At 69.0% G+C, this 23,801-nt stretch carries 23 protein-coding genes; 9 read left to right on the plus strand and 14 right to left on the minus strand.

Annotation, left to right across the window (positions count from 1 at the left end; translation table 11 throughout):
• The first annotated feature begins 33 nt into the window (after positions 1 to 33).
• The 3 genes from IEV99_RS02070 to IEV99_RS02080 are packed head-to-tail and all read left to right on the plus strand — an operon-like array spanning position 34 to position 3,499.
• The gene (locus IEV99_RS02070; protein ID WP_188516068.1) at positions 34 to 1,494 is read left to right on the plus strand and encodes a TadA family conjugal transfer-associated ATPase; all 1,461 of its coding nucleotides are present in this window, start codon (positions 34 to 36) and stop codon (positions 1,492 to 1,494) included.
• 21 nt (positions 1,495 to 1,515) lie between these two features.
• Positions 1,516 to 2,502: a type II secretion system F family protein gene (locus IEV99_RS02075; protein ID WP_188516069.1), complete on the plus strand. Its 987-nt coding sequence runs from the start codon at positions 1,516 to 1,518 to the stop codon at positions 2,500 to 2,502.
• A gap of 13 nt (positions 2,503 to 2,515) precedes the next feature.
• A complete protein-coding gene (locus IEV99_RS02080; RefSeq protein WP_188516070.1) occupies positions 2,516 to 3,499 on the plus strand; it encodes a type II secretion system F family protein in 984 nt (327 codons plus the stop codon).
• A gap of 148 nt (positions 3,500 to 3,647) precedes the next feature.
• Here IEV99_RS02080 and IEV99_RS02085 read toward each other — a convergent pair whose 3' ends face one another.
• Both IEV99_RS02085 and IEV99_RS02090 read right to left on the minus strand, forming a co-directional pair.
• The gene (locus IEV99_RS02085) at positions 3,648 to 4,559 is read right to left on the minus strand and encodes a tetratricopeptide repeat protein (RefSeq protein ID WP_188516071.1); all 912 of its coding nucleotides are present in this window, start codon (positions 4,557 to 4,559) and stop codon (positions 3,648 to 3,650) included.
• 63 nt (positions 4,560 to 4,622) lie between these two features.
• The gene (locus IEV99_RS02090) at positions 4,623 to 4,811 is read right to left on the minus strand and encodes a hypothetical protein (protein ID WP_188516072.1); all 189 of its coding nucleotides are present in this window, start codon (positions 4,809 to 4,811) and stop codon (positions 4,623 to 4,625) included.
• Positions 4,812 to 4,955: 144 nt separating this feature from the next.
• On the opposite strand from IEV99_RS02090, the gene IEV99_RS02095 reads away from it, so the two are divergent.
• From IEV99_RS02095 to IEV99_RS02105, 3 genes are all read left to right on the plus strand, one after another.
• Positions 4,956 to 6,335, plus strand: coding sequence for a leucyl aminopeptidase family protein (locus tag IEV99_RS02095; protein ID WP_188516073.1), 1,380 nt, complete (start codon positions 4,956 to 4,958; stop codon positions 6,333 to 6,335).
• 74 nt (positions 6,336 to 6,409) lie between these two features.
• Positions 6,410 to 6,760 carry a MarR family transcriptional regulator gene (locus IEV99_RS02100; protein ID WP_188516074.1) on the plus strand — a complete coding sequence of 117 codons (351 nt, stop codon included), beginning with the start codon at positions 6,410 to 6,412 and terminating at the stop codon, positions 6,758 to 6,760.
• Positions 6,757 to 7,608 (plus strand): C40 family peptidase, encoded by an 852-nt coding sequence (locus tag IEV99_RS02105; protein WP_188516075.1) that lies wholly within the window; start codon positions 6,757 to 6,759, stop codon positions 7,606 to 7,608. Before IEV99_RS02100 ends, IEV99_RS02105 begins: the two co-directional genes overlap by 4 nt.
• Positions 7,609 to 7,754: 146 nt before the next feature.
• Here IEV99_RS02105 and IEV99_RS02110 read toward each other — a convergent pair whose 3' ends face one another.
• From IEV99_RS02110 to IEV99_RS02150, 9 genes are all read right to left on the minus strand, one after another.
• Complete coding sequence (locus IEV99_RS02110; RefSeq protein ID WP_188516076.1) at positions 7,755 to 8,699, minus strand: 2-hydroxyacid dehydrogenase; 945 nt, start codon at positions 8,697 to 8,699, stop codon at positions 7,755 to 7,757.
• Positions 8,700 to 8,775: 76 nt separating this feature from the next.
• Positions 8,776 to 10,104, minus strand: a complete 1,329-nt coding sequence (gene deoA / locus IEV99_RS02115) for a thymidine phosphorylase (RefSeq protein ID WP_244643462.1) — start codon at positions 10,102 to 10,104, stop codon at positions 8,776 to 8,778.
• A 10-nt stretch (positions 10,105 to 10,114) separates the two neighbouring features.
• Entirely contained in the window at positions 10,115 to 10,882 is a 768-nt protein-coding gene (deoC, locus tag IEV99_RS02120; RefSeq protein WP_188516078.1) for a deoxyribose-phosphate aldolase, read from the minus strand.
• On the minus strand, positions 10,875 to 11,681 hold the full coding sequence (locus IEV99_RS02125) for a purine-nucleoside phosphorylase (RefSeq protein WP_188516079.1): 807 nt from the start codon (positions 11,679 to 11,681) through the stop codon (positions 10,875 to 10,877). Before IEV99_RS02125 ends, deoC begins: the two co-directional genes overlap by 8 nt.
• A gap of 16 nt (positions 11,682 to 11,697) precedes the next feature.
• Positions 11,698 to 12,132: a cytidine deaminase gene (locus IEV99_RS02130; RefSeq protein ID WP_188516080.1), complete on the minus strand. Its 435-nt coding sequence runs from the start codon at positions 12,130 to 12,132 to the stop codon at positions 11,698 to 11,700.
• Positions 12,132 to 13,103 carry an ABC transporter permease gene (locus IEV99_RS02135; protein ID WP_188516081.1) on the minus strand — a complete coding sequence of 324 codons (972 nt, stop codon included), beginning with the start codon at positions 13,101 to 13,103 and terminating at the stop codon, positions 12,132 to 12,134. Before IEV99_RS02135 ends, IEV99_RS02130 begins: the two co-directional genes overlap by 1 nt.
• A 2-nt stretch (positions 13,104 to 13,105) precedes the next feature.
• On the minus strand, positions 13,106 to 14,212 hold the full coding sequence (locus IEV99_RS02140; protein WP_188516082.1) for an ABC transporter permease: 1,107 nt from the start codon (positions 14,210 to 14,212) through the stop codon (positions 13,106 to 13,108).
• Positions 14,209 to 15,744, minus strand: coding sequence for an ABC transporter ATP-binding protein (locus IEV99_RS02145; RefSeq protein WP_188516083.1), 1,536 nt, complete (start codon positions 15,742 to 15,744; stop codon positions 14,209 to 14,211). The genes IEV99_RS02140 and IEV99_RS02145 overlap by 4 nt, the downstream gene beginning before the upstream one ends.
• A gap of 220 nt (positions 15,745 to 15,964) precedes the next feature.
• On the minus strand, positions 15,965 to 16,960 hold the full coding sequence (locus IEV99_RS02150; protein WP_188516084.1) for a BMP family lipoprotein: 996 nt from the start codon (positions 16,958 to 16,960) through the stop codon (positions 15,965 to 15,967).
• A 172-nt stretch (positions 16,961 to 17,132) separates the two neighbouring features.
• Here IEV99_RS02150 and IEV99_RS02155 point away from each other — a divergent pair, with 172 nt between their 5' ends.
• Positions 17,133 to 18,032: a DUF1194 domain-containing protein gene (locus IEV99_RS02155; protein ID WP_188516085.1), complete on the plus strand. Its 900-nt coding sequence runs from the start codon at positions 17,133 to 17,135 to the stop codon at positions 18,030 to 18,032.
• Between the two features lie 49 nt (positions 18,033 to 18,081).
• Positions 18,082 to 18,477: a methylglyoxal synthase gene (locus IEV99_RS02160; RefSeq protein WP_188516086.1), complete on the plus strand. Its 396-nt coding sequence runs from the start codon at positions 18,082 to 18,084 to the stop codon at positions 18,475 to 18,477.
• A gap of 312 nt (positions 18,478 to 18,789) precedes the next feature.
• Here the strand turns inward: IEV99_RS02160 and hrpB are convergent, their stop codons facing one another.
• Entirely contained in the window at positions 18,790 to 21,267 is a 2,478-nt protein-coding gene (gene hrpB, locus IEV99_RS02165) for an ATP-dependent helicase HrpB (protein ID WP_188516087.1), read from the minus strand.
• A gap of 494 nt (positions 21,268 to 21,761) precedes the next feature.
• On the opposite strand from hrpB, the gene IEV99_RS02170 reads away from it, so the two are divergent.
• Positions 21,762 to 22,418, plus strand: coding sequence for a helix-turn-helix transcriptional regulator (locus IEV99_RS02170; RefSeq protein ID WP_188516088.1), 657 nt, complete (start codon positions 21,762 to 21,764; stop codon positions 22,416 to 22,418).
• Between the two features lie 66 nt (positions 22,419 to 22,484).
• Here IEV99_RS02170 and IEV99_RS02175 read toward each other — a convergent pair whose 3' ends face one another.
• Together IEV99_RS02175 and upp are read right to left on the minus strand one after the other, a co-directional pair.
• Positions 22,485 to 23,105, minus strand: coding sequence for an HAD family hydrolase (locus IEV99_RS02175; protein ID WP_188516089.1), 621 nt, complete (start codon positions 23,103 to 23,105; stop codon positions 22,485 to 22,487).
• A 2-nt stretch (positions 23,106 to 23,107) separates the two neighbouring features.
• Complete coding sequence (upp, locus tag IEV99_RS02180; protein WP_188516090.1) at positions 23,108 to 23,752, minus strand: uracil phosphoribosyltransferase; 645 nt, start codon at positions 23,750 to 23,752, stop codon at positions 23,108 to 23,110.
• Positions 23,753 to 23,801 lie beyond the last annotated feature (49 nt).

A 23,801-nucleotide genomic window follows, 5' to 3' on the forward strand; every position in this document is an offset into this window, starting at 1 on the left:
CGGGCCTCGTTTCAGGCGGCATGAGGACGCGGAATGTTCGGTAAACGCAGCAACCCTGGAACAGCGAATCCGCCGACGCTTCGGCCGGCTGCGGCGCCGGTGCGAATCGAATCGACGTCGCTCGCCGTTCCACAGCTCGAAGTGAACTCCGGGCACCACGCCAAGGCGCCGCCCCCGGCCCAGGCTGACAGAACGCGGTCGGACGACTACTACCAGACCAAGAGCACGATCTTCGGCGCCCTGATCGAGGCGATCGACCTGTCTCAGTTGAGCAAACTCGACAGCGACGCCGCGCGCGAAGAGATCCGTGACATCGTCAACGAGATCATCTCGTTGAAGAACCTCGTGATGTCGATCGCCGAGCAGGAAGAGCTGCTCGACGACATCTGCAACGACGTGCTGGGCTACGGACCTCTCGAGCCGCTGCTGGCGCGCGACGACATCGCCGACATCATGGTCAACGGGCCCGAGAAGACCTACATCGAGGTCTCGGGCAAGATCCAGCTGACCAGCACGCGTTTCCGTGACGCCGCCCAGCTGATGAACATCTGCCAACGCATCGTCAGCCAGGTCGGCCGTCGCGTCGATGAGTCGTCGCCCATCTGCGACGCGCGTCTGCCGGATGGCTCGCGCGTCAACGTGATCGCGCCGCCGCTCGCCATTGACGGCGCAGCGCTCACGATTCGTAAGTTCAAAAAGGACAAGCTGACGCTCGAGCAGCTGACCAAGTTTGGCTCGATCAGCCCTGAAGGCGCGCAGATCCTCCAGATCGCGGGTCGCGTGCGCTGCAACGTCGTGGTTTCGGGCGGAACGGGTTCGGGCAAGACCACCTTGCTGAACTGCCTGACTCGCTACATCGAGGACGACGAGCGCATCATCACCTGCGAGGATGCGGCCGAGCTGCAGCTCCAGCAGCCGCATGTGGTCCGCCTTGAGACCCGTCCTCCGAACCTGGAGGGCAACGGCGCGGTCACGATGCGCGACCTCGTCAAGAACTGCCTCCGCATGCGGCCTGAGCGGATCATCGTCGGCGAGGTGCGCGGACCCGAGGCGTTCGATCTCCTGCAGGCGATGAACACGGGCCATGACGGCTCCATGGGAACGCTGCACGCCAACTCGCCGCGCGAAGCCCTGTCGCGTATCGAATCCATGATCACGATGGGCGGCTTCGCGCTGCCGTCGCGGACCATTCGCGAAATGGTGTGCTCCTCGGTGGACATCATCGTCCAGGCCGCGCGCCTGCGCGACGGCTCGCGCCGCATCACGCACATCACCGAGGTGATGGGCATGGAAGGCGACACCATCATCACCCAGGACATCATGGTTTACCGGATCCTCGGCGAGGATGCGAACGGCAAGCTCATTGGTCGCCACGAGTCGACCGGCATCGGCCGGCCGCGCATGTGGGAGCGGGCGCGCTACTACAACGAGGAAAAGCGGCTGGCCGCCGCCCTCGACGCCATGGAAGTCACCGACGACGCCAAGCTGGCCTGATCCTCGAGCAAGGCGAACCCGATGGAACTCGACGTCAACAAGCTCGCCGTTGGACTGCTGGCCGCACTTGCGGTGGGCGGGGCCGCCTATGCGCTGATCTATCCCTATCTGACGGGCGACGTCCGGGGTGAACAGCGGCAGAAGGCGCTCGTGGCGGCAGGGCGCAGCGCGCGCAACGGCCAGACGGCGCTGTCCGTGACTGCGCGTCGCGACAAGGTGACGGCCAGCCTCAAGGAGATCGAGGCGCGCCAGACCGAGGCGAACAAGCTGACCCTCGACAAGATCATCGCGCAGGCCGGACTGGACTGGACCAAGCAGAAGTACTTTCTCGTCAGCGCCGCCGCAGGGGCGACATTCGCGGCCGCGCTGTTTTTTCTGACAGGCGAGATGATCGCGGCCGTGGTGGGCGTGATCGTCGGAGGCCTGGGGTTGCCGCGTTGGGCCATGAGCTTCATGCGCAAACGGCGCATGAAGAAGTTCACGGACGAGCTGCCCAACGCGATGGACGTGATCGTGCGCGGCATCCGCTCGGGCCTGCCGCTCGGCGATTGCATGCGCATCATCGCGACTGAATCCGCCGAGCCGGTCCGGAGCGAATTCCGCCAGGTCGTCGAGGCCCAGGCCATGGGCGTCACGGCCGGCGAAGCCGTCTACAAGATCTACGAGCGCGTGCCTGTCGCGGAAGCGAACTTCTTCGCCATCGTGATCACGATCCAGCAAAAATCGGGCGGTAACCTCTCTGAAGTGCTTGCAAACCTCTCCAAGGTCATCCGCGAGCGCAAGAAGATGCGCGGCAAGATCCAGGCGATGGCGATGGAGGCGAAAGCCTCGGCCTACATCATCGGATCCCTGCCGATCTTCGTGGGCGCCTCCGTTTATGCGACCACGCCCGACTACATCTCGCTGCTTTGGACCACGATCCATGGACGCATGTTCATGGGCCTCGGCGCCTTCATGATGATCATGGGCACGCTGGTCATGCGCAAGATGATCAACTTCGAAGTGTGATGGACAGCCCCGCATGTTGACCGCCATCTTCGTCAAGTTCACCGATCCGAAGTTCATCATGATGGTGTGCTTCGCGATCTTCGCCGCCGCGGCGGTGATCACGGTCGCGATGCCGTTCCTCGAGACCGACAAGCTGCAGAAGCGGATGCGGTCCGTGTCGGTGGAGCGGGACGCCATTCGCCAGCGGGAGCGCGAACGGCTCGGAAAGGGCGGCGGAGCATCGAAAGCTTCGCTGCGGCATGCGCCCAAGGCCTACATGAAGCAGATCGTCGAGCAGTTCAGCCTCGACAAATGGCTCGGCACCGAGGATGCGCGGCTGCAACTGAGCCGCGCCGGTTTCCGCGGACCCCAGGCCGAAATCGCGTTCCTGTTCTTTCGCTTGGTGATGCCGATCATCGGCCTCGTCGGAGCTACGTTCTACGCCTTCGTGCTCGGCGATCCCGCGCAGACGCTCCTGATCAAGCTCGGCATCTGCATCGCGGGCGCCTATGCGGGCATCAAGGCGCCGGAAGTGTACATCCGCAACGCCATCGGCAAGCGCCAGGCGAGCATGCGCCTGGCCTTCCCGGACGCCCTGGACCTTTTGCTGATCTGCGTGGAATCCGGCATGTCGCTGGAGCACGCCTTCCGCAAGGTCGCCCAGGAGGTCGGGTCGCAGTCCGTCGCCCTGGCTGAAGAATTCACCCTCATGACGGCCGAACTGTCCTATCTGCCGGACCGCCGGCAGGCCTTCGAGAATCTCAGCAACCGCATGGGATTGGAAGTCGTGAAAAGCGTCGCGACCGCGCTCGTGCAGGCGGAGAAATACGGCACGCCGCTGGGCCATGCGCTGCGCGTGCTGGCTCAGGAAGGACGCGACGAGCGCATGAACGTCGCCGAGAAAAAGGCCGCCGCTCTGCCGCCCAAGCTGACGGTGCCGATGATCCTGTTTTTCCTGCCCGTGCTGCTGATCGTGATCCTGACCCCTGCGATCGTGAAGGTCTACGAGTGGAATTGACCGACGGCCGCAAGGGCGGCCGCGCCGCCTAACCGCGGCCGCGCTCGCGCGCCGCTGGCGGTTTCGGGGTTCCGGAAACAAGCAAGCCGCAGACCCGCCCTCAGGCTGGCTGCGGCTTTGCGCTTGAGAGGGCAGGGGCGTCTTGCGCCTATTCGGCCGGCTGGTTCGCCTGCGCGGCAAGGTCGAGCGGCCGCGTCCCGCCGGTCGGCTTCGCGGCGACGCTGGCGGCAGCCGCCTGCTGGGGCGCAGGGCGACCGGCGCTTTTCTTGGCGTCTCCGTTGCGGATCTGGGCCCAGTTGTTCGGCTGGGCCACCATCTGCCGCATCGCGGCGACGCTTTGCGCCGCGTCGATCGGCGCGAGATCCTGGCTCGCAATCTTTTCGGCCTCCGCGAACTTGCCTTGGAGGCCGAGCACGAGGGCGAGGTTCTGGCGCACGCGCTGGTCGGCGCCGGGAGCCTGCGCGGCCTGGCGCAGGGTCGCCTCCGCCTCGGGCAAGCGCTGCGAGAGCGCGTAGGACAGGCCCATGTTGGCGAGCACGCCCGGGTCGTTCGGGCGCAGGCGCAACGCGGCCTCGTAGAGCGACTGCGCCTCCGCGTGCTGCCCGAGCTGGTCCGCGACCGCACCTTGCGCGGACAGGACGCGCCAGTCCGGGCGCTCGGGCGTGTGCGCGCGCGCGAGCACGTCCCGCGCCTGCTCCAATTGCCCCACCTCGCTCAGCGCCTTGCCGTAGGCGGCGAGGATGTCAGTGTCCTTGGGGGTCTTGAGGGCGGCGGTCTGCAGCACCGCGACGGCCTGCTGGCGCTGGTCGATCATGCGCAGCGCGTGGGCGTAGTTCAGGCTGATGGTTTTGTCGCCCGGCTTGGCGTCGAACTTGCGGCCCCACTCCTCCGAGGACGCGCGCCACGCTTCCGTGCTGCGAGGCCCGGACGCGGCCGAGAGCGAACCCGTCGAATCGGGGCCGTCCTTCTTGCAGCCGGCGAGCCCCAGGCCGATCACGGCGACGCAGGCCAGCAGGAGCGGACGCAGCGGCGGACGGGCGGTAGGGACATAAACGCGCATGACGCTCTCCAGGCCGGGGGTGGTCGGCCCTTCCGTCAATAGCTTGTTAAGGCTAATGCTTGGTTAATTGCCGCCCGATGCCGCGACGCTCGACGTGATGGCGCGTAAGCGCACCGGAACACTTCGATCGTATTCGTTGTTGATGAAATGAGTGAAGCCCTGCTTTCCATGCAATGGAACAGGAGGCGTACAATGATTATTTGCGTTCTCTGCCTGCTCTGCACAGCGGTCTTCATCGAGATCGCCGCCCATGCGCCGATGCTGGAGAACGTGGACTAGGGCTGTAGTGCATTGCACAACGCCGGTGTGAAAGCCGCAAGCAGAGCCAGGCCGGAGAGCTTGCGCTTGAAGGGCCGCCCCCGCGTGTTATGAGCGGAGGCCGCTGGAGCCCCGCCGATGATTGAAGTCCTGCCGTCCTCAACCGCCGACAAAGCCGTCCCGATCCTGCTCGTGACCTCCGCCACCTGGCGCGACGCCGCCGTGGGCTTCGGCGCGCAAGCCGCCGCTTTTGCGCAGGCCAGCGGCTACACGGGTGCGGCCGGAAGCGCGTTGGCGCTGCCGGGGCACGACGGCGCGCTGGCGGCCGTTCTGTTCGGCGACGACGCGGGCGCGGCCCGGCGCGATCCCTTCCACATGGGCAAGCTTGCGGCCGCGCTGCCGCCCGGCCTGTTCCGCTTGCCCGCTGGAACGAGCGAACTCGCCTGCCTGGCGTTGCGCCTGGGCTCCTACCGCTTCGGGCGTTACCGGCAGACCACGCCGCCGACCGCGCGCGTGATCGCGCCCGACGGCGTTGACGCCGTCGAGGTCGACCGCATCGCCGGCGCGGTCGCGGCGGGACGCGACCTCATCAACACGCCGGCGAACGACCTCGGGCCCGAGGAGCTCGAGCAGGCCGTGCGCACCCTCGCGGGCCGCCACCGGGCGGGCGTCAAGGTTGTGACCGGCGACGACCTCCTGGCGCAGGGCTTCCCGATGGTGCACGCGGTGGGGCGGGCCTCCAGCCGCGCGCCGCGTCTCATCGACATGACCTGGGGCGAGAGCTTTAACCCCAAGGTGACGCTGGTCGGCAAGGGCGTCTGCTTCGACACGGGCGGGCTGAACATCAAGCCGGACGCCTCCATGCTGCTGATGAAAAAGGACATGGGCGGCGCCGCCACCGCGCTGGCGATCGCCCAGATGGTCATGGAGGCGCGGCTCAAGCTGCGGCTGCGGGTCATCATTCCGGCCGTGGAGAACAGCATCTCGGGCTCGGCCTTCCGGCCCGGCGACGTGCTCCGCAGCCGCAAGGGCCTGACGGTTGAGATCGGCAACACGGACGCGGAGGGCAGGCTCATCCTGGCCGACGCGCTGGCGCTGGCCGACGAGGAGGAGCCCGAGCTCCTGTTCGACTTCGCGACCCTGACGGGGGCGGCCCGCGTGGCGCTCGGGCCGGAGCTGCCGCCCTTCTACACGGATGACGACGCGATGGCGGCCGAGGTCGCGCAGGCCGGCGACCGCGTCAACGATCCGGTCTGGCGGCTGCCGCTGTGGAAGCCCTACCGGTCGATGCTGGACAGCAAGATCGCCGACATTAACCACATCGGCGGGTCCTTCGCCGGGTCCGTCACGGCCGCGCTGTTTCTGCGCAGCTTCGTCGAGAAGACGGCCGCGCACGCGCATTTCGACATCTATGGCTGGGTTCCGTCCGCCAAGCCGGGCCGGCCAGAGGGCGGCGAGCCGCAGGCGGCGCGCCTCGTCTACGACATGCTGAAGCATCGCTACGGCTCATCTGCTTAACCCTGCCGCGAGCGCGCGCTTGCCGGACGGTAGCATTGCGCCGATAGTTCGGACCCGAAACGATCGGGTCCCGCATGTCAGCCGTCCTTCGCCCCATCCAGGCCCTGAAGCTCTGGCATGACGTCACCCTCGAGCAGGTGCGCGACGGCGAGCAGGATCTTTCCGCCCGCCAGACCGCGATCCTGCTCTCGATTTACCTGGAGGCGCCGCCTCACACGGTTCGGGGGCTCGCCAAGAAGCTCGGCGTCACCAAGCCGGCCATCACGCGCGCGCTGGACACGATGGGCAAGATGGAGTTGGTCAGCCGCAAGCGCGACGACGCGGACCGGCGCAACGTCATCGTGCAACGAACCGTAAAAGGCGCCCTGTATGTTGAAAGGCTCGGCGACGTCATCGTCGCCCGCGCAAAGGATCTGCCCCGATGACGCAACTGGACCGGCGCATCACCCCCGTGCGGCCTGACCTCGCCGCCGAAAAACTGCGCGGGCAGGTGGACGCCCCGCGTTTCGCCGAGCCCCGGCCTATGCGCCTCGTCACGCCCGCGGCCTGGATCCGTCGCTCGCCGACCCCGGACGCGCCGGCCGACACGCAGGCGCTGTTCGGCGAGCATTTCGACGCCTATGAGATCACGGACGAGGGTTGGGCCTGGGGCCAATTGGCCACCGACGGCTATGTCGGCTGGATGTCGGCCGAAGCGCTCGCGCCCGCCGCCGAGCCGACCCACCGGGTCGCGGTGCTGCGGACCTTCGTGTATCCGGGCCCCAGCATCAAGATCACGCCCTCCGAGGCGATCTCCATCGGCTCGCGCATCGTGGTGGAGCGCCTGCAGGGCGCCTTCGCGGTCACGGCTTCGGGGGGCTTCATCTTCGCCGACCACCTCGCGCCCCTCGACGCCGCCGAGGATGACTTCGTCGCCGTGGCCGAGCGCTTCGTGGGCGTGCCCTATCTGTGGGGCGGCCGCACCAGCCTCGGGCTCGACTGCTCGGGCCTGGTGCAACTGTCGCTCGCCGCCAGCGGGCGAAAATGCCCGCGCGACAGCGACATGCAGGAAGCCGGGCTCGGCGAGCCGGTGGCCGACTGGGAAGCCGAGCCCCTGCGGCGTGGCGATTTTGTGTTCTGGAAGGGCCACATCGGCGTGATGCAGGACGCCGAGCGCCTCCTCCACGCCAACGGAACCCACATGCTGGTGGTGTCCGAGCCCTTCGCCGAGGCGCGGGCGCGCATTCTCGAAAAGACCGGGGCCGACGTGACGAGCGTCCGCCGGCTGGTTTAGAAAAACCGCAGCGCCTCCCCGCCGTCATTGCGAGCCGGAGGCGAAGCAATCCAGTCTGAAAGCCCGGCGTTCGGGCTGGATTGCTTCGCTGCGCTCGTAACGACGGGAGTGTGGCCCTGCCTTCGCGCGGGCTCCCGGAACCGGCTTCAATACCCCGTCGCGCGGTCGACGACGTGCTCCAGCGGATGGCCGGCCTCGTAACGCAGGATCTGCTGGGCGATCAGGCTGATCACGGCCTCGGGCTCCGACATCGCGGCGTTGTGCGGCGTCACGGTGACGCGTGGATGGGCCCACAACGGCGAATCCTGCGGCAGCGGCTCGGTCTCGAAGACGTCCAGCGTCGCGCTTGCGAGCGTCCCGGCGTCCAGGCAGGCCAGGACGTCGGCCTCCACCTGCAGCCCGCCGCGGCCGGCATTGATGAGATGCGGGCCGCCGACCCGGCCATCGCGCGCCAGGCCGTCCAGAAGCGAGCGGTTGATCACCCCACGGGTGCCGTCCGTGAGCGGCAGCAGGCTGACCAGGATATCGGTCCGGGCCAGAAAAGCCTTCAACCCGTCTTCTCCGGCGAAGCTCGGCAATCCGTCCACCGCCTTCGGGCCGCGGCTCCAGCCTGCCACGTCAAAGCCCATCACCTGCAGCTTGCGGGCGGCGTCCTGGCCGAGCACGCCGAGCCCCAGCATGCCGACCCGCACCGAGCGGGCGGCGGGCTGGTTGTCGTCATCGTCCCACACGCGCTCGCCCTGCTGGCGCACGTAGCGCATCTGCTGCCTGAGGATCTTGAGGCAGTGCAGCACCACGTACTCACTCATCCGGTTGGTGAGGTCCGGGTCGACCACGCGCAGGATCGGCACGTCGGGAAGCTTCGGGTCGCCAAGCAGGTGGTCGACGCCGGCGCCGAGCGAAAAGATCGCTTCGAGGTTGGGCAGGCCCGAGAACGAGCCCGGCGGAGCCTTCCAGGCGACCGCGTAGTGCACTGCGCGCCGATCATACGGCTCGCCCGGGATCACAATGGGCCTCCCCGGCAGCTTGGCGGCCAGCCGGGCCGTCCATTGCTCCACGTTCCAGCCCTTGATGGCCGCCAGTATCGTCATGCTCGTCGCCCTTGCGCAAACGGCCTTTTCGCCGCCCGCGTCTCTTCTTCTGAGGGCATGATCGCGTCGGCTCAGCTCAGGGTCCAGCGCTTTCCGCAGCAAAGCGCGCCAAAACCGCCGGCGAGGGTTCCGGAGCCTCGTCGCCGAGCGCATAGGCGCGCGTCAGCGCCGCCGCAGCCGCGTCCACGGCGTTTTCCGTCCGGGCGTGCACGACGCCGATCAGGGCGTCCGGCTCGAGGCGCTGGCCGAGGGAGGCGAGCTCGGTAAAACCGACCGCATGGTCCACGGCGTCCTGCGGGCGGGTGCGCCCGCCGCCGAGACCCACCACGGCGACGCCGATCCCACGCGTGTCGATCGCGGAGACGAAACCGGCGCGGCCGGCCCTGATCTCCCGGCGCACCGGCGCGGCGGGGAGGTGATCGTCGACGCGGGAGACGAAGTCCACAGGCCCGCCCAACGCCGCCACCATGCGGCCGAAGATCTCGGCGGCCTGGCCGGACTGGATGGCGCCGTCGATGCGCGCCCAGCCGTCCTCGACCGATTCGGCAAGGTCGCCGAGCAGCAGCATCTCGCCACCCAGGGCGACCACGACCTCGTGCAGCCGCTCGTCGCGATGCTCTCCCGTGAGGTAGCGCACGGCGTTGCGCACCTCCACGGCGTTGCCCGCCGCGCTGGCCAGCGGCTGGTCCATGGCGGTGATCAGCGCCGTGGTGGGCAGGCCCGCGCCGGTCGCCACCTCGGCGAGGCTCTCGGCCAGCTCGGCCGAGCCCTCGAAGCTGTCCATGAAGGCGCCGTTGCCGGTCTTCACGTCCATCACGAGGCCTTCCAGGCCGGCCGCCAGCTTCTTGGACAGGATCGAGGCCGTGATCAGCGGGATGGACTCCACCGTCGCGGTGACGTCCCGGATGCCGTAGAGGCGCTTGTCGGCCGGCGCTAGGTCGGCCGTCTGGCCGATGATCGCGCAGCCGATCTCGGCCACGACCTTGCGAAAGAGCTCGCTGTCCGGTTGGGATGCGTAGCCCGGAATGGAGTCGAGCTTGTCGAGCGTCCCGCCCGTGTGGCCGAGGCCGCGCCCGGAAATCATCGGCACGAAGCCGCCGCAGGCCGCAACGGCGGGGGCCAGCATCAGGCTGACATTGTCGCCGATGCCGCCCGTGGAATGCTTGTCGAGCACCGGGCCGTCGAGGTCCGGCCACACCATGGTGACGCCTGAATCCACCATCGCGCGGGTGAGCGCGACGCGCTCGTCCATGCTCATGCCCTGGAAGAACACCGCCATCGCGAAAGCGGCGGCCTGGCCTTCCGTGACCGCGCCGCTCACGAGGCCGCGGATCAGAAACGCGATCTCGTCGGCGGCAAGCGCCTCGCCGTCGCGCTTGCGACGGATGATTTCCTGCGGGATCACGGTGCTGTCCTCAGTAGGCGTTGGACGCGGAGGGGGCGGCGGCGCCGTCGATGGCGGCGAGCAGCGCCGCATGCAGGCTGCTGGCGCCGATGCGGAACGTGGTCGGCGCGGCCCAGCCGGCGCCCATGATCCGCTCGGCGAGCGCCAGATAGGCGCCCGCGTCTTTGACAGTGCGGATGCCGCCGGCCGCCTTGAAGCCCACCGGCCTGGCCGACGCCTTGATGGCCTGCAGCATCGTCTCGGACGCCGGCAGCGTCGCCGAGATGTCGATCTTGCCCGTGCTGGTCTTGATGAAGTCCGCGCCGGAGTCGATGGCGAGGCGGCTCGCCTCCGCGATGCTGGGCTGGTCCGGATAGGCGCCGGTCTCGAGGATGACCTTGAGCTGCTGGTCGCCCTGCAGCACCGCCTTGGCCTCGCGGACCATGTCGGCCGCGATGTCGGCCTCGCCGCGCAGAAAGGCGCGGTAGGGCAGCACGAGGTCGATCTCGTCAGCGCCGTCGCCCAGCGCCTCGCCCATGTCGTCGAGCACGCGCTCCAGGTCCTCGCCGCCGGCCGGGAAATTCACCACAGTGGCGATGCGCACGCCCGTGTCCTTCAGCGTGCGCGCGGCCTCGCCGACGAATTGCGGCCAGAGACAAACGGCCGCCACCGACCCCTGCGGCGACACCGCCTTCTGGCACAGCGCCCGGATATCCGCGGGGCCGCAATTGGACTCCAGGTTTGTCAGGTCGAGCAGCCCCAGCAGCCGGCGGGCGAGCGCCGCTTGCGCGTCAGACATCTTCGAGGCCTTTCAGGAACGAGAGCAGAAGCCGCTTGAGGGCGATGCCGCCCGTGCCGGCCACCTTCTTGGTTTCGGCGTGCGAGGGGGACGACCCGTCGATCCCGGCCGCATAGTTGGTGATGACCGAGATGGCCACGACGTCGATGCCGAAGCGGCGCGCCAGGATCACCTCCGGGACGGTCGACATGCCGACGAGGTCGACGCCCAGCATCTTCATCATCTTGATCTCGGCCGGGGTCTCGAAGCTCGGCCCCGACACCCAGCAATACACGCCCTCATGGATGCGGACGCCCGCCTGTGAGGCGGCCCGCTTGATGCGTGCCCGCAGCCGCGGCGAATAGGCGTCGGTCAGTGAAACGAAGCGGCCATCCTCGCGGTCGCCCACCAGCGGGTTCACGCCGGACAGGTTGATGTGGTCGCCGATGAGCGCGAGCTGGCCGGGGCTCATGTTCTTGTCCATCGCGCCCGCCGCGTTGGTGAGCACGATGGTGCTGACGCCGAGCCTTCGCAACGTCTCGATCGGCGTGCGCATGATCGCCGGGTCGCCATGCTCGTAGTAATGCGCGCGGCCCTGCATCACGGCCACGCGCCGGCCCTCGATCTTGCCGACCACGAGCCGGCCCTTGTGACCCGACACGTTGCTGTCGGGGAAGCCCGGGATGTCGGCGTAAGGGATCTCGACCGGATCCGCCGCGAGGTCCGCGAACGCGCCGAGCCCGGTGCCGAGCACCACGGCCAGGTCGACGGGGCCGCCGATCAGCGGCTCGAGATAGGCGACGGCGGCTTCGACTGACATGGCGGGACCCCTCGGTTCAGCGATCCTGCTCCGGGGCCATCGCGAGGGGACCGAAGGCTTGGGGCAGGATTTCATCAGCGGTAAAGCGCCGCCTGAATCCATGCAAGTCCGCAGCCCAGATCGCCGCGTTTGGGCCGCCGAACTCGAAGATGCGCTGCCGGCAAGCGCCGCACGGCGTCACCAGCGCGCCGCCTTCCGCCACGACGGCGATCTCGACCAGCGACGTGTCGCCGCCCAGCACCATGGCCGAGATGGCGCCAGCTTCTGCGCAGGTCCCGACCGGATAGGCGGCGTTCTCGACGTTCGCGCCCGGGTAGACCCGGCCGGATGCGCCGCGCGCCGCGGCTCCGACCTTGTATTTCGAATAGGGCGCATACGCGGCTTCGCGCGCCGCGAGGGCGGCCGCGAGGAGGTCGTCCGGGCCGGGGATCGGCTTGGGGTTGGCGGCCATCACCGCTCCTTGACGTAGGGCAGGCCGGAGGCCCGCGGGGGAATCGCCCGGCCGATGAAGCCCGCCAGCAGCACCACCGTCAACGCATAGGGCAGCGCCTGGATCGCCTGCACGGGCACGAGGCCGACCCACGGCAGGCTGACCCCCTGCAGGCGGATCGAGATCGCGTCCAGCAGGCCGAACAGGAAGCACGCGCCAAGCGCCGGCCACGCGCGCCACTTGGCGAAGATCAGCGCCGCCAGCGCGATGAAGCCCTTGCCGGCCGTCATGCCGGGCAGGAAACCGGCGGCCTGCGCGAGCGACAGGTAGGCCCCGCCAAAGCCGCACAGGACTCCCGCGATGATCACGGCGGCGTAGCGCAGGGCCGCCACCGAGACGCCGGCCGTGTCCACGGCGGCCGGGTTCTCGCCCACCGCCCGAATGCGCAGCCCGAAGCGCGTGCGCTTCAGCGCCACGGCGGTGAGCAGCGTCGCCAGCAGCGCGCCATAGACCAGCACGGTGTGGCTCGACAGCACGTCGGCGTAGAGCGGCCCGATCACAGGCACGCCGCGCGCCGCCTCCGCGCCCGGCAGCGTGACGGGCTGGAACCGCGCCGCGCCGTCCAGCGGCGGCGTCCGGCCGCCCTGCGAGTACCAGGCGTTGCCGACCAGCGCCGTGAGGCCGGCCGCCAGCATGTTGATGGCGACGCCGGACACGATCTGGTTGCCCCGCTGCGAGATCGCCGCGAAGCCGTGCACCAGCGCGAACGCCACCGACGCGCCGACGCCCGCCAGCACGCCGATCCAGGCGCTGTGGGTCGCATGGGCGGCGGCCGCGGCCGCGAAGGCGGCGACCAGCATCTTGCCTTCCAGCCCGATGTCGACCACGCCGGATCGCTCGGACCAGAGCCCCGCCAGGCAGGCGAACAGCAACGGCACGGAGAGCCGCACGCCGGAGTCGAACACCGCGATCGCGATCGAGAGCGCGTCCATGCTCAGGCGTCCCCGCGGCGGCGCGACGCGAAGAAGCGCCCGAGCGGCGCCCGGAACACCCCGTCCAGCGCGCCCGCGAACAGGATCACCAGCCCCGAGATGGTCACGATCATGTCGCGCGTGATGGCGGGCTTGTCGAAGGCTAGCTCGGTTCCGCCCTGGTACAGAACGCCGAACAGCAGCGAGGCGAGCACGATGCCGACCGGGTGCGACCGGCCCATCAGCGCCACCGCGATGCCGATGAAGCCGTAGCCGCCCGTGAACTCCAGCAGCAGCCTGTCCTGCACGCCCATGATCTCGTTCACGGCCAGCAGGCCCGCGAGCCCGCCCGAGATCATCATGGCGATCATCGTGATGCGGCTGATCGAGATCCCCGCATACACGGCCGCGGACGGGTTCGCCCCCACGGTCCGGATGGCGTAGCCGAGGCGGGTGCGCCAGATCAGCAGCCACACGCCGAAGGCGGCGGCGAGCGCAAGCACGAAGGAGCCGTTGAGCGGTGTCGTCGGGATGACGACGCCGAAGCGCGCCAGGATCTCGTGCAGGAACGGCACGTGCGCGGCCGGAACAAAGGTGCGCGTCTCGGGCGACATCGAGCCCGGGCGGCCCATCACGTTCACGAGGAGATACACAAGCAGCGCCGACGCCAGCATGTTGAACATGATGGTGGTGATCACGATGTGGCTGCCGCGCTTGGCTTGCAGATAGCCCGGCACGAGCGCCCACAGCGCCCCGAACGCCGCCGCCGACAGGGCGCCGAGCGGCACGAGCAGCCAGCCGGGCAAGCTCTCGAACTGAAGGCAGACCAGCGCGGCCCCGAGCCCGCCCAGCGTCGCCTGGCCCTCGCCGCCGATGTTGAACAGCCCGGCGTGAAACGCCACCGCGACCGCCAGCCCGGTGAAGATAAAGTTCGTCGCGTAGTAGAGCGTGAAGCCGACGCCTTCGCCGGTCGCCAAGGCGCCGCGCAGCAGGATGGCGGTGGACTCCAGCGGGTTCTCGCCGATGGCGAGCACCACCAGCCCGGCGATCACGAAGGCGGCCGCCACGGCCAGCGCCGGCACGAGCACGTAGTCGGCCCAGCGCGGCAGTTCGATCGGGGCGGCGCTCATGCGGCGCGGTCCGAGACGCCGGCCATCAGCAGCCCGAGGTCGCGTTCATCCGTGCGGTCGGGCAGTCGCTCGCCCGTGATCCGCCCGCCGCACATCACCACGATGCGGTCCGACAGCGCGGTGATCTCTTCCAGCTCCACCGACACGAGCAGGATCGCCACGCCGGCGTCCCGCAGCGCGATTAGCCGGCGGTGGATGAACTCGATCGCCCCGATGTCGACGCCGCGCGTCGGCTGGCCGACCAGCAGCACCTTGGGGCCGCGCTCGATCTCGCGCGCCAGCACGATCTTCTGCTGGTTGCCGCCCGAGAACTTGGCGGTCTTCAGCAAAGGCGCACGTGGGCGCACGTCATAGGCCTCCATCTCGGCCAGCGTATGCGCCACGATGGCGCCCCGATCCAGCAGCGCTCCGGCGCCGTAGCGCTGCTCGTCCTGGAAGCCCAGCATGGCGCTCTCGCAGGCCTCGAAGGAGGGCACCAGCCCGGTGCGCAGCCGGTCCTCCGGCACATGCAGCAGCCCGAGCCGCCGCAGCTGCGCCGGATCGCGTTCGGCCGCCCCGAGGGGCGCGCCGTCCAGCGCGATCGAGCCCGCCGCGATCGGCCGCATGCCCGCGATCGCCTCCAGCAACTCGCTCTGGCCGTTGCCCGCGATGCCGGCGACGCCCACGATCTCGCCGGCCCGCACCTGCAGCGACACGCCGTCCACGCGCGCGGTGCCCTGGGCGTCGCGCACCACGAGGTTCTCGACCACGAGCGCCGGCGCGCCCGGCCGGGCCTCGTTCTTTTCCACCCGCAGCAGCACCCGCCGGCCCACCATCAGCTCGGCCAGTTGCGCCGGCGAGGTCGCGGCGGTGTCCAGCGTCGCCACCATTTCGCCGCGTCGCATCACCGAGACCCGGTCGGTGATCGCCATGATCTCGCGCAGCTTGTGAGTGATCAGGATGACGGTCTTGCCTTCGTCGGCGAGAATGCGCAGCAGCCGAAACAGGCCGTCCGCCTCCTCGGGGGTCAGCACCGCGGTGGGCTCGTCCAGCACCAGCACGTCGGCGCCGCGCACCAGCGCCTTCACGATCTCGACGCGTTGCCGCAGCCCGACCGGCAGATCGCCCACCACGGCGTCGGGGTCCAGCGTCAGCCCGTAATCGCGCGCCAGCGCGGCGAGCTTGGCCCGCACCTGCCGGGCCCCATGGGCCAGCCGCGGCCCGCCCTCTGCGCCCAGCATCACGTTGTCGGTCACCGACAGGGGCTCCACCAGCATGAAATGCTGGTGCACCATCCCGATCCCGGCCGCGATGGCCTCGCCGGGCGAGCGGACTCGGCGGGCGGCGCCGTTCACCCGGATCTCTCCGGAATCGGCCTCGTAGAAGCCGTAAAGGATCGACATCAGGGTCGACTTGCCGGCCCCGTTTTCGCCCACGATCCCGTGGATGCTGCCCCGGCGCACCGCCAGATCCACGCCCTTGTTGGCATGCACCTCGCCGAAGCGCTTGTGGATGCCGACGAGCTCGATGGCGAGTGCGGGCGTGGCGGTCATGCGGGGATCGTCATCTCTTTGATCCGTAGGGGCGGCGATCGAATACCAACGGCGGCCGCCCGGTTCAGTCCGGCCCGGGCTGACCCTCTCCGTCATGGCCGGGCTTGTCCCGGCCATCCACGTCGGAGCAAAGCGCGTGGATCCCTGGGTCAAGCCCGGGGATGACGGTGGAGGGATGGGCGCGCCTAGAGCGCGGGTCGAAGACGCGCCGGACCAACCCTCACGGGCACTTCTGGTCCGACATGTAGTCGTGCACCTTCACGGCGCCGCTGACGATGTCGGCTGCGGCCTTATCGGCTGCGGCCTTCATGTCGGGCGTGATCAGGCTCTTGTTGTTGTCGTCCAGCGCCCAGGCGACGCCGTTTTCCTTGAGGCCCAGCACGGTGACGCCGGGCTTCCAAGTCCCGTCCTTGGCGGCCTTGAAGCTGTCGATCGTGGCCACGTCCACGCGCTTGAGCATGGAGGTCAGCACCTTGCCGGGGTGCAGCATGTTCTGGTTGGAGTCGACGCCGATGCCGAGCTTGCCGGCGTCCGCGGTGGCGCGCAGCACGCCGATGCCGGTGCCGCCGGCCGCGTGATAGATCACGTCCGCGCCGCGGTCGATCTGCGCCTTGGCGAGTTCGGCCCCCTTCACGGGGTCGTTCCAGGCAGCGCCCGTGGTGCCGGTCATGTTCTGCAGCACCTCGGCCGACGCGTTGGCGTATTTCACGCCCTGCACGTAGCCGCACGCGAACTTGCGGATCAGCGGGATGTCCATGCCGCCAACGAAACCGACCTTGCCGGTCTTGGACGCCTTGGCGGCCAGGAGGCCGACCAGGAACGAGCCCTCGTGCTCCTTGAACACGATGGACTGCACGTTGGGGGCGTCCACCACCATGTCGATCAGCGTGAACTTGCTGTTGGGAAATTCCTTCGCGACCTTCTCGAGCGCGCTCGCCTGGCTGAACCCCACCGCCACGATGGGCGAGAAGCCGTCGCGCGCGAAGCGGCGCAGCGTCTGCTCGCGCTGCGCGTCGTTCTGGAGCTCGAAGTCGCGGTATTCGACGCCGGTGTCCTTCTTGAACTGCTCGGCGCCCGTGTAGACGCCTTCGTTGAAGGATTTGTCGAACTTGCCGCCCAGATCATACACGATGGCGGGCTTGATCGCCTGCCCCTGCGCGAGCGCCGTGCCGCCCAACGCAATCGCGGCGGCGAGCCCCATGATCATGGTCCGCATGGAAAAACCCCTCTGTTGAAATCCGGCCTTTGAGCAAGCCGTTGCGCTCGCAGGATGGCATGGCCTTCACCCGAGGTGAAGCGCGCAAACACCGCAGCCGGAAGAGCTTGGCGACCCCGTGCGCCGGTGGCATGCTTCAACTTCAGGGGGACCTCCTTCAAGGGAGCGCTCTATGCCGTGTCGCCGTTCGCCCACCCGCCGTGGGCTTCGCGCCCGCCTCGCCGCAGCCTGGACCGCGCCCGCGGGCGTACTCCTCGCCACCGCGCTCGCGCTGGGCTGGACGACGCCGGCGGCCGCGCGCGACGGCGCCAACGAGGTCGACGTCGAACTCGTGCTGGCGGTGGACATCTCCTACTCGATGGACCCCGAGGAGCAGGCGCTCCAGCGCCAGGGCTACATCGATGCGCTTCGCTCGCCCGAGGTGATCGACGCCATCCGCAAGGGCGTGAACGGCAAGATCGCGGTCACCTATGTGGAATGGGCCGGCATCAACACCCAGGAGGTCGTGGCCGACTGGATGGTGATCGACGGCAAGGAGAGCGCCGCCGAGTTCACCGCGCAGCTCGCCGCCAAGCCGATCCGCCGGCTCTACCGCACGTCGATCTCGGGCGCGCTCGACTTTGCGGTCCCGCTCTTCGACAAGAACGACTATCACGGCCTCAAGCAGGTGATCGACGTGTCGGGCGACGGCTCCAACAACCAGGGCCGGCCCGTGACGGCAGCACGCGACGACGCGCTCGCCAAGGGCATCACCATCAACGGCCTGCCGATCCTGCTCAACCGCCCGAATGGCGGGTTTCCGGAGGTCGAGAACCTCGACGAATATTACCGCGATTGCGTGATCGGCGGCCCGGGCTCCTTCATGATCCCGATCCGCGAGCGGGCTCATTTCGTCGAGGCCATTCGCACCAAGATCCTGCTCGAGGTCGCACTCGCTCCGCCGCCGGCCTGGCCCGTGCGGGTGATACCGGCCAGCGCCGTGGGCGGCGAGGTGCTGCGCACGCAGGGCGCGGAGCAGAAGACGGCCTGCATGTTCGGCGAAAGGCAATGGCAGCAGCGCTGGGGCAATTGAGCGTGGCCACGCTCCCGCTATGATGCGCGACCTCCGCCCGAGTCCCGCCATGGCCCGCTTCCGCCTCGCCCTGATCGCGCACGACCAGAAGAAAGCCGCCATGGTGGCCTGGGCGGAGCGCCACCGCGCCGCGCTCGCGCGCTGCCAGCTTTACGCCACCGGCACCACCGGCTCGCGCATCAAGGAGCGCTGCCCGGACCTCGACATAACACTGATGAAGAGCGGCCCGCTCGGCGGCGACCAGCAGATCGGCGCCCTGATCGCCGAGGAGCGGCTGGACGGGCTCGTGTTCTTCGTCGACCCTCTCTCGCCGCACCCGCACGACGTGGACGTCAAGGCGCTGACCAGGCTGGCGCTGGTCTACGACATCCCGATGGCGTGCAATCTCTCCACCGCCGACCTCGTGGTCGCGGGCTTCGAAGCCATGCGCCGCCGGCCCTCCTAATTGGCTCGAACCTGCCGGGCCGGCAGAAGATTGCACCCGACAACGCCACTCATCCTGAGGAGCAGGCCCACTTGGGCCTGCGTTTCGAAGGACGAGGGGGGGCGTGGAGATGGGTGACGATGAGCAGAGCGCGCCGAAGCTGGGACCACCTCCCGTCATTGCGAGCGTCAGCGAAGCAATCCAGCCTAAAAGCCCGATCATTAGGCTGGATTGCTTCGCCTCCGGCTCGCAATGACGGCGAGGCGTTGTGGCGGTCGAGACCCCCTCGCGTCCTTGCTTCGCCTCCGGCTCGCAATGACGGCGGAGGGACGCTCACGTCCCGCGTGGCTTGGCGCGCGCCGTAGGGGCGGCCTCGGCAGGGTCGTCCGGCCAGGGGTGGCGCGGGTAGCGGCCTTTCATGTCGGCCTTCACGGCCGCCCAGGAGCCGCGCCAAAACCCCGGCAGGTCGCGGGTGATCTGGATGGGGCGGTGCGCCGGCGACAGGAGGTGCAGAACCAGAGGCAGCCGGCCGTTCGCGACGGCGGGATGCTGCTTCAGGCCAAACAGCTCCTGCACCCGGATGGCCAGCACCGGACCTTCCTCGGCCTCGTAGTCGATGGCGGCGTTGTTGCCGGTCGGGGCGGCGAAGTGCGTCGGCGCCTCGGCGTCGAGCCGGCGGGCCATGTCCCATGGCACGAGGGCTTTCAGGGCGCGGTCGAGATCGTCGGTCGTGATCTGCGCCAGGCTGGCGCGTCCCTCGATAAAGGGCGCGAGCCATTCGGCCGCCGATCCCGCGAGCGCTTCGTCCGACAGGTCCGGCCAGCTCGGGTCGGCGCGCCGCAAAAACATCACCCGGTTGCGCCATTGCGCCAGCGCCTTGCTCCACGGCAGGCGGCCTATGCCAAGGCCGGCCACACCGCGCGCCAGAACCTGCGCGGCTTCGGGCGTCGCCGGCGTGGGGAGCGTCTTTTCTGAAAGCGTGATGGCGTGCAGCCGGCGCACCCGCCGGGCACGCAGCGCCGCCGCCTGGCGGTCGAAGGCGAGGTCGTCGGTGGTCTGGATGTGGCTCGCGAAGGCGGCTTCGATGGTTTCGGCGTCCAGCGGCGCGGCGAGCAGGATGCGGGCGGACGCGGCCCCGCCCGCGATCTCGGCCACGGCCAGGAAGGGCTCGCGCGCCAGCGCGTCGTGCGCCTCTGTCTGCGCGCCACGACCGTTCGCCATCACGAAGGCGCCGGGCGCGCCGCGCGCCTTGGCGATCCGGTCCGGATAGGCGAGCGCCAGCACCGCGCCGGCGTCCGCGACGTCGCCCGGGCGGAAGCGCGCCCCCACGGAGTCGCACCAGCCGCGCGCCAGCCGGCGCATGTCCTCGGCCCGACGGCCCCTGTCGCGCCGGAACGCGTCGAGCCGGTGGCCGAGATGCGCCGAGTCGCCGCCAAGGCCACGCTCGGTGATCACGGCCGCGATCTCGGCCGCGAGGCCAGCCTGGCCGCGCCCGGCCGCGCTCGCCACCATGCGGGCCAGCCGAGGCGGGAGTGGCAGGCCGCGAATGAGCTTGCCCTCCGGCGTCAGGCGACCCTGCGCGTCGATGGCGTCGATCTCGGTGAGCAGCGCCCGCGCCTCCGCGAGCGCCGGCCGGGGCGGCGGATCCAGGAAGGGCAGGGTGGCGGGGTCCGTGACCCCCCAGGCGGCGCAGTCCAGCAGGAGGCCGGACAGGTCGGCGCTCAGGATCTCGGCGGGCGCGAAGGGCTCCATCGCGCCCGTGGCGGCCTCCTCCCACAGCCGGTAGCAGACGCCCGGCTCGGTGCGCCCGGCGCGGCCGCGCCGCTGGTCGGCGGCGGCGCGAGACGCCCGCACGGTTTCGAGCCGCGTGAGCCCGATCGCGGGCTCGTAGCGCGGCACGCGCGCCAGCCCGCTGTCCACCACCACCCGCACGCCCTCGATGGTGAGCGACGTCTCGGCGATGGAGGTCGCCAGCACGACCTTGCGGCGGCCCGGCTTCGCCGGCTGCACGGCGAGATCCTGGTCGCGCTGGTCCATCGCGCCATAGAGCGGCGCGATGTCGACGGCCGGGTCCTTCACCCGTTCGGCCAGCATGGCGGCGACGCGGCGGATCTCGCCCTGGCCGGGCAGAAACGCCAGCACGGAGCCGGGCTCGGCGCGCAACGCCGTCAGGATGAGGTCGGCGACTTGCTCGTCCGTGCGCCGGCGCGGGTCGCGGCCGACATGGCGGGTCTCCACCGGAAAGGCGCGGCCTTCGCTGCGGATCACGGGCGCGTCGCCGAGCAGCCGCGCGACGCGCGCGCCGTCCAGCGTGGCCGACATCACGAGGATGCGCAGGTCCTCGCGCAGGCCCGCCTGGGCGTCCAGCGCCAGCGCGAGGCCAAGGTCCGCGTCGAGCGAACGCTCGTGGTATTCGTCGAACAGCACCGCGGCGACGCCCGCGAGCTCCGGGTCGTCCAGGATCATGCGCGCGAACACGCCCTCGGTGACGACCTCGATGCGGGTGCGCGGTCCGATCTTTGATCCGAGGCGCACGCGCAGGCCCACGGTTTCGCCAACGGGCTCGCCCAGCGTTTCCGCCATGCGGCTCGCGGCCGCGCGGGCGGCGAGGCGTCGCGGCTCCAGCAGGATCAGCTTGCCGGGGCGGCCCGCAAGCGTGGTCCACGGCTCGTCCAGCAGCGCCAGCGGAACGCGCGTCGTCTTGCCGGCGCCCGGCGGCGCCACCAGCACGGCGTTCGGACGTTCGGCCAGCGCGACGGCGATATCGGCCAGAACGGCGTCGATCGGGAGCGGAGTGTCGAAATGGCGCATGCGCGAGGATGTGGCCGACGGCTGAACCTGGCGCAAGTCTCGGGCGCGGTCCGAGGGCGGAGGCGCCACCTGCCTATTATGCCAGATTGTCACAGATCCGACATTCCCTTGATGATGTCCGTCAAAGGGAGGCTCAATTGAAATCCAAAAACACGGATATCTCTACGCTCACCTACGTGATCGGTTGCTTGTATTTCTGCTCGGAAACCCTCGACGCACTCGGGCAGAGAGACTTCGCCGACGAGCTCCGAAAGACCTGCGACAGGTTGGCCGGAAATTTGCGGTCCCCTGAAACACGTCAGTTGAAGATTGTCGTTTCGAACGACTGACCACACAGCGCGCATGGCCACGCTTGTGCTATGATCAAAAGATTAGCGGACCGACAGGCCTTTGCGGCGGCGGTCCGCACTCTTTTGTTTCAGGGCCTCGCAATGGCAGTCATGCACAGGGACGGTTCCGCCCCCAATCACGCGGAAATAGCCATCGACGATCGAATGGCGGCCTTTACGAAGGCCAATGGTTTCGGGCACTACGCCTATCACGTTCGCCTCGTTCCAGGCGAAATAGAACGCGATCTTATTGTTTATACAAGTTACCCGGAAGCCTGGGTCCAGCGCTATGTGGAGCAGGACTACTTTCAGATAGACCCGGTCATCAAGCTGGCGCAGTTCAACATCATGCCGATCAACTGGGACGATTTCGACCAGGGTGATTCAAAAGTGTCGCGACTGGTGCAGGAGCGCCAGGCATTCGGCGTTGGCCCGCGCGGCCTGACAGTGCCGATTCGCGGCGCCGTGGGCGACTTCGCTTTGTTCAGCGTCACGTGTGGCGAGGACCACGATGCGTGGCGCGCCAAGCTGCCCGGCCGGGTCGGCGAGGTCGTGGTCGCAGCCTATGAGTTTCATGCCGCCGTGATGAGCATCTGTGTCGAGGAGGACCACGAGACGCGGCCGCTCTCCACCCGCGAGCGGCAGGTGTTGACGCTCGCCGGCCAGGGCATGCCGCACAAGTCGGTGGCCTTCGCGCTCGCGATTTCGGAAAGCGCCGTGAAGCTCTACCTCGACAGCGCCCGCAACAAGCTGGGCGCTCACAATACCGCCCAGGCGATCGGCTACGCGGTGTCGCGCCATCTCATCGCCAGCCCGCCCTGAGAGGCGGACGAGTTCCCCAGCCTGAGGGCGGACCGTCGCGTCGCCCAATAGCCCGACGCAGGCGCATCACGCCGGGAAGCCGTAGCGCCTCAGGTCGATCGCGAGCTGGTCGGCCGTGGTGAAGTGCACGGCATGCATGCCAACCGCCCGCGCGCCCTCGACGTTCTTGGGCGAGTCGTCGATGAACAGGCAGTCGGCCGCGTCGAGGCCGTTGCGGTCGAGCAGCACATGGTAGATCGCCGGGTCGGGCTTGAGGAGCTTCTCCTCGCCCGACACCACCACGTCGCGAAAGCCGTCCAGAAACGGCCAGCGCCGGCGCGCGATGGCGAACTTCTCATGCGAAAAATTGGTGATCGCCCAGGTCGGCACGCCGTGCTGGCGCAGCCGCTCCAGCAGCACGACGCTGCCATGGACCACGTCCGCCACCGTCTCGACCCAGCGCTCGTCAAAGGCGCGGATTTCGTCTGCGAGGTCGGGATGCCGCTCGGTCAAAATCGCGACCGCATCCGCGAAGGGGCGGCCCCGGTCCTGCTCGATGTTCCAGGCCGGCGTGCACACCTCGCCCAGAAACCACTCCATGCGGTCCGGGTCCGGGATGATCTTGCGGTAGAGATACCGGGGATTCCAGTCGAGCAGCACTTCGCCGATGTCGAAGACCACCTGCGTTGGGTTCTGCGAAGCCTCCATGGTCAGCGCGTGCCGTACATGCGGTCGCCCGCGTCGCCAAGGCCCGGCACGATGTAGCCGTGGTCGTTCAGCTTCTCGTCGATCGCGGCCGTCCAGACGGGGACGTCGGGGTGCGCCGCCGTGAGCCGCGCGATGCCTTCGGGCGCGGCCAGCAGGCACACGAAGCGCAGGTCCTTGGCGCCGCGCTCCTTCAGCCGGTCTATCGCCGCCACCGCGGAGTTGGCGGTCGCCAGCATGGGGTCGACCACGATTACGAGGCGGTCGGCGATGTCGGACGGGGCCTTGAAGTAATATTCCACGGCGGTGAGCGTCTCGGGGTCGCGGTAGAGTCCGATATGGGCCACGCGGGCGGAGGGCACCAGCGTCAGCATGCCATCGAGGAAGCCGACGCCGGCGCGCAGGATGGGGGCGAGCACCAGCTTCTTGCCGGCGATCATCGGCGCCATCGTGGTGGTGATCGGCGTCTCGGTCTCGACCAGCTCGGTCGGCAGGTCGCGCGTCACCTCATAGGCGAGCAGCATGCCGATCTCGTTGAGGAGCTGGCGGAAGCCCTTCGTGGAGCGCTTCTTGTCCCGCATCAGCGTCAGCTTGTGCTGCACAAGCGGGTGGGAAACGACGGTGACGCCCTTCGGGGCAGCGTCCAGCATGGCGACCTCGATCAACCGGAATCGGATGCGCGCACCATAGCGCGACGGA

The sequence above is a fragment of the Alsobacter metallidurans genome, from assembly GCF_014636935.1.
GTDB lineage: Bacteria > Pseudomonadota > Alphaproteobacteria > Rhizobiales > Beijerinckiaceae > Alsobacter > Alsobacter metallidurans.

Excerpts from the sequence above, each read along its gene's own strand:
- IEV99_RS02150 (WP_188516084.1), bottom strand. The coding sequence starts at position 16,960 with ATGCGGACCATGATCATGGGGCTCGCCGCCGCGATTGCGTTGGGCGGC.
- IEV99_RS02130 (WP_188516080.1), bottom strand. The coding sequence starts at position 12,132 with ATGGCCGCCAACCCCAAGCCGATCCCCGGCCCGGACGACCTCCTCGCG.
- IEV99_RS02090 (WP_188516072.1), bottom strand. The coding sequence starts at position 4,811 with ATGGGCGGCGATCTCGATGAAGACCGCTGTGCAGAGCAGGCAGAGAAC.
- IEV99_RS02135 (WP_188516081.1), bottom strand. The coding sequence starts at position 13,103 with ATGGACGCGCTCTCGATCGCGATCGCGGTGTTCGACTCCGGCGTGCGG.
- hrpB (WP_188516087.1), bottom strand. The coding sequence starts at position 21,267 with ATGCGCCATTTCGACACTCCGCTCCCGATCGACGCCGTTCTGGCCGAT.
- IEV99_RS02145 (WP_188516083.1), bottom strand. The coding sequence starts at position 15,744 with ATGACCGCCACGCCCGCACTCGCCATCGAGCTCGTCGGCATCCACAAG.
- IEV99_RS02075 (WP_188516069.1), top strand. The coding sequence starts at position 1,516 with ATGGAACTCGACGTCAACAAGCTCGCCGTTGGACTGCTGGCCGCACTT.
- IEV99_RS02170 (WP_188516088.1), top strand. The coding sequence starts at position 21,762 with ATGGCGGCCTTTACGAAGGCCAATGGTTTCGGGCACTACGCCTATCAC.
- IEV99_RS02140 (WP_188516082.1), bottom strand. The coding sequence starts at position 14,212 with ATGAGCGCCGCCCCGATCGAACTGCCGCGCTGGGCCGACTACGTGCTC.
- IEV99_RS02175 (WP_188516089.1), bottom strand. The coding sequence starts at position 23,105 with ATGGAGGCTTCGCAGAACCCAACGCAGGTGGTCTTCGACATCGGCGAA.
- IEV99_RS02160 (WP_188516086.1), top strand. The coding sequence starts at position 18,082 with ATGGCCCGCTTCCGCCTCGCCCTGATCGCGCACGACCAGAAGAAAGCC.
- IEV99_RS02105 (WP_188516075.1), top strand. The coding sequence starts at position 6,757 with ATGACGCAACTGGACCGGCGCATCACCCCCGTGCGGCCTGACCTCGCC.
- deoC (WP_188516078.1), bottom strand. The coding sequence starts at position 10,882 with ATGTCTGACGCGCAAGCGGCGCTCGCCCGCCGGCTGCTGGGGCTGCTC.
- upp (WP_188516090.1), bottom strand. The coding sequence starts at position 23,752 with ATGCTGGACGCTGCCCCGAAGGGCGTCACCGTCGTTTCCCACCCGCTT.
- IEV99_RS02125 (WP_188516079.1), bottom strand. The coding sequence starts at position 11,681 with ATGTCAGTCGAAGCCGCCGTCGCCTATCTCGAGCCGCTGATCGGCGGC.
- IEV99_RS02095 (WP_188516073.1), top strand. The coding sequence starts at position 4,956 with ATGATTGAAGTCCTGCCGTCCTCAACCGCCGACAAAGCCGTCCCGATC.
- IEV99_RS02155 (WP_188516085.1), top strand. The coding sequence starts at position 17,133 with ATGCCGTGTCGCCGTTCGCCCACCCGCCGTGGGCTTCGCGCCCGCCTC.
- IEV99_RS02085 (WP_188516071.1), bottom strand. The coding sequence starts at position 4,559 with ATGCGCGTTTATGTCCCTACCGCCCGTCCGCCGCTGCGTCCGCTCCTG.
- IEV99_RS02070 (WP_188516068.1), top strand. The coding sequence starts at position 34 with ATGTTCGGTAAACGCAGCAACCCTGGAACAGCGAATCCGCCGACGCTT.
- IEV99_RS02110 (WP_188516076.1), bottom strand. The coding sequence starts at position 8,699 with ATGACGATACTGGCGGCCATCAAGGGCTGGAACGTGGAGCAATGGACG.
- IEV99_RS02080 (WP_188516070.1), top strand. The coding sequence starts at position 2,516 with ATGTTGACCGCCATCTTCGTCAAGTTCACCGATCCGAAGTTCATCATG.
- IEV99_RS02100 (WP_188516074.1), top strand. The coding sequence starts at position 6,410 with ATGTCAGCCGTCCTTCGCCCCATCCAGGCCCTGAAGCTCTGGCATGAC.